The sequence below is a fragment of the Acidisphaera rubrifaciens HS-AP3 genome, assembly GCF_000964365.1.
Classification (GTDB): domain Bacteria; phylum Pseudomonadota; class Alphaproteobacteria; order Acetobacterales; family Acetobacteraceae; genus Acidisphaera; species Acidisphaera rubrifaciens.
The window spans coordinates 1-3,169 of the sequence record NZ_BANB01000488.1 but is presented as its reverse complement, the minus strand read 5'-3'; the positions used below and the strand labels follow the sequence as shown (position 1 = coordinate 3,169).

Here is a 3,169-nt window from a genome sequence, read left to right as displayed (position 1 = left end):
ATGACGGCTGGCGCGCGGCCGTCGCCCGCAGCCTCGCGCCCTGACCGGCTCCCCGCTCCGGCACTCGATCTTCGCCCATGTTCACCGCGGCGCTGCCTATGGCGCGCGCCCGCCGGCGCCTCTACCCTGCGCGCGAACACGAGCAAGGCGCCCGGCCGCGCACCCCGCAGGGTTGCCGATCGCGCGGGGCGCCAACATCTCTCTCCGACTGGAACCGGTTTTACGCAGGAAACGACCATGGACATGCTCATCGGGCAGGGCCGGAAACCGACGCCGGACACGGCGTTGGCAGGCGATCCCGCCGGGGCCGCCGCCGTGATCAAGGACGGCACGCAGCAGACCTTCATGCAGGACGTGATCGAGGCGTCGCGTCAGGTGCCCGTCCTGGTCGATTTCTGGGCGACCTGGTGCGGGCCGTGCAAGACGCTCACGCCGACGCTGGAGCGGGTGGTCAAAAGCGCCGGCGGTCGCGTGCGGCTGGTCAAGATCGACATCGACGCCAACCGCGCCCTGGTGCAGCAGCTGTCGCAGCTCGGCCTGCCGCTGCAATCGGTGCCGACGGTCGCGGCCTTTTGGCAGGGGCAGATCGCCGACTTGTTCCAGGGCGCCCTGCCGGAGAGCGAGGTCAAACGCTTCGTCGAGGCGCTGCTCAAGGTCGCGGGCGGCACCATGCCGGCCGCCGACCTGATCGCCGAGGCGCGCGCCGCGCTGGAGGCGGGCGACGCGCAGGGCGCGGGCGAACTGTTCAGCGCCGTCCTCGCCGAGGAACGCGAGAACCCCGACGCCTGGGGCGGCCTGATCCGCGCCCTGCTGGCGCTTGGTCAGGAAGAGCAGGCGCAGCAGGCGCTGGCGCAGGTGCCGCCCAAGATCGCCGAGCATGCCGAGGTCGCCGGCGCCCGCAGCGCGCTCGTCCTCGCGCAGGAGGGCCGTCGCGCCGGCGCGCAGCTCGCTGCCTACGAGGCGCGGCTGGCCGCCGACCCGACCGATCATCAGGCCCGCTATGACCTCGCGACCGCGCTCAACGCCCTTGGCCGGCGGGAGGAGGCGGCGGCGGCGCTGCTCGACATCATCCGGCGCGACCGCGCCTGGAACGAGGAGGCGGCGCGACTTCAACTGCTCAAGTTCTTCGAGGCCTGGGGTCTGGAGGACCCGGTGGCGATGGCGGCCCGGCGGAAGCTTTCGGCACTGCTCTTCAGTTGACGGCGATGATGGCAGCGCCCCGGCCGGATCAGTCCGGCCTGCCGCGCGTCTTTCCGGTCTTTCCGCTGACCGGCGCCCTGCTGCTGCCGCAGGGCAAGCTGCCGCTCAACATCTTCGAACCCCGCTACCTCGCGATGGTGGAGGACGCGCTCGCGCAGGGCCGCATGTTCGGCATGATCCAGCCCGACCCCGCGCTGCCGCGCGGCGAGACCGGTCCGGGCCTCTACACCGTCGGCTGCCTCGGCCGCCTGTCCTCCTTCAGCGAGACCGAGGACGGGCGCTACCTCATCACCCTCACCGGCATCGCCCGGTTCCGCGTGACGAAGGAAGTCGCGATGCAGCGCGGCTACCGGCGCGTAGAAGCCGTCTATGACGGGTTCGAGGATGATCTCGCCCCGGACATGGACGCGCTGCCCGTGCCCCGCGCCGACCTGGTCGCGGCCCTGCGCGGCTATTTCGACCGCGCCGGGCTGGAGGCCAACTGGGACGCCGTGTCGCACATGCCGGACGAGACGCTGGTGACGACGCTGTGCATGGTCTGCCCCTTCTCGCCGCCGGAGAAACAGGCGCTGCTGGAGGCACCGGGCGCCGCCGACCGCGCCCACGCGCTCTACGCGCTGCTGCGCATGGGCGGCCACGACTCGCCCGGCGGCGCCGCGCTCGCCAGCTGACCCGCCGAGGATGACGATGACCGATCCCGACGCCCAAGCCGCCCATGAAGCCGCCCATGCCGCCGACCATCTGGGCGATCCAGACGCCCCGCCGGTCGAGGTCGATCCGCGGCTGCTGGAAATCCTGGTCTGCCCGGTCACCAAGACCACGCTTGAATATGACCGCGCGCGGGGCGAGCTGATCAGCCGCAAGGCCGGGCTCGCCTTCCCGATCCGCGACGGCATCCCGATCATGCTCCCCGACGAGGCCCGCCGCCTGGACGACTGACGCGATGAACCCGCGATGACGCCGCCCCCCCGCGCCGACGGGTCCGGACCCGGTTGGTCCGCCACCCAGTACGCCCTGTTCGAGGAGGAGCGGACACGCCCGGTGCGCGACCTGCTGGCGGCGGTGCCGGCGCGGCCCGAGCGGGTGCTGCGCGCCGTCGATCTCGGCTGCGGCCCCGGCAATTCCACCGCCGTGCTGATCGACCGCTATCCGGCGGCGGTGGTGAACGGGGTGGACAGCTCTCCCGATATGCTCGACGCCGCCTGCCGCCGGCTGCCCGGCATCGGCTTCCTGCGCGGCGACATCGCGGCGTGGCGGGCGGAGACGCAATGTGACGTCATCCTGTCCAACGCCGCGCTGCAATGGGTGCCCGATCACGCCACCCTGCTGCCCCGCCTCGCCGGCATGCTGGCGCCGGGCGGCAGCCTCGCGGTGCAGATGCCGGACAATCACGACGAGCCGTCGCACGCCCTGATGCGCGCCGTGGCGGCCGAGGCGCCGTGGGCCGCGGCGCTGGAGGGCGTCGCCGCCGCGCGCGGCCCGATCGCGCGGGCGGACTGGTACTACAGGCTGCTGCGCCCGGTCTGCGCGCGGGTGGACATCTGGCGCACCACCTATGTCCACGCCCTCGGCGGCGGCGCCGACGCGGTGGTCGAATGGGTGCGCGGAACCGGGCTGCGCCCGTTCCTGGCCCCGCTCGACGATGCCGCGCGCGCGGGTTTCCTCGCGCGCTACCGCGCCCTGGTGGCCGCGGCCTATCCGCGGCAGCCGGACGGCGCCGTGCTGCTGCCCTTCCCGCGCCTGTTCATCGTCGCGACGCGCTGACGCCCGTGCCCCGCACCCAGCGCGCCGGCCCCGAGCCGGAAGCCGCCGGGCGCGGAAATTCGTTGCCTCGCCGGCGCACGCCAGAACATAAAGCGAACATGAACGCGCCACACATCCTCGCCGGCCCCGCCGCCCCCGCCCCCGACGCCATCCTCGATGCCGCCGGCCGCCCCGGCCAGGAGAGCGCGCGCCAGCGCCTGCGCGC

General features: G+C 73.4%; 4 protein-coding genes. All 4 read left to right on the top strand.

All coding sequences use genetic code 11. From position 1 onward, the window contains the following. The first annotated feature begins 237 nt into the window (after positions 1–237). Genes B8460_RS13545 through tam form a run of 4 tightly spaced genes read left to right on the top strand, consistent with a single transcriptional unit; the run spans position 238 to position 2,964 of the window. Positions 238–1,200 carry a thioredoxin family protein gene (locus tag B8460_RS13545; protein WP_048862136.1) on the top strand — a complete coding sequence of 321 codons (963 nt, stop codon included), beginning with the start codon at positions 238–240 and terminating at the stop codon, positions 1,198–1,200. Positions 1,201–1,208: 8 nt separating this feature from the next. After that, entirely contained in the window at positions 1,209–1,871 is a 663-nt protein-coding gene (locus B8460_RS13540; RefSeq protein ID WP_048862138.1) for an LON peptidase substrate-binding domain-containing protein, read from the top strand. Positions 1,872–1,887: 16 nt separating this feature from the next. Further along, positions 1,888–2,139, top strand: a complete 252-nt coding sequence (locus B8460_RS13535) for a Trm112 family protein (RefSeq protein ID WP_084623638.1) — start codon at positions 1,888–1,890, stop codon at positions 2,137–2,139. A gap of 15 nt (positions 2,140–2,154) precedes the next feature. Beyond that, complete coding sequence (gene tam, locus B8460_RS13530; RefSeq protein ID WP_048862135.1) at positions 2,155–2,964, top strand: trans-aconitate 2-methyltransferase; 810 nt, start codon at positions 2,155–2,157, stop codon at positions 2,962–2,964. The last annotated feature ends 205 nt before the right edge of the window (positions 2,965–3,169 follow it).

Bases quoted from the DNA above. Each gene is read 5' to 3' on its own strand.
- B8460_RS13545 (WP_048862136.1), top strand. From the start codon at position 238: ATGGACATGCTCATCGGGCAGGGCCGGAAACCGACGCCGGACACGGCG.
- B8460_RS13540 (WP_048862138.1), top strand. From the start codon at position 1,209: ATGGCAGCGCCCCGGCCGGATCAGTCCGGCCTGCCGCGCGTCTTTCCG.
- B8460_RS13535 (WP_084623638.1), top strand. From the start codon at position 1,888: ATGACCGATCCCGACGCCCAAGCCGCCCATGAAGCCGCCCATGCCGCC.
- tam (WP_048862135.1), top strand. From the start codon at position 2,155: ATGACGCCGCCCCCCCGCGCCGACGGGTCCGGACCCGGTTGGTCCGCC.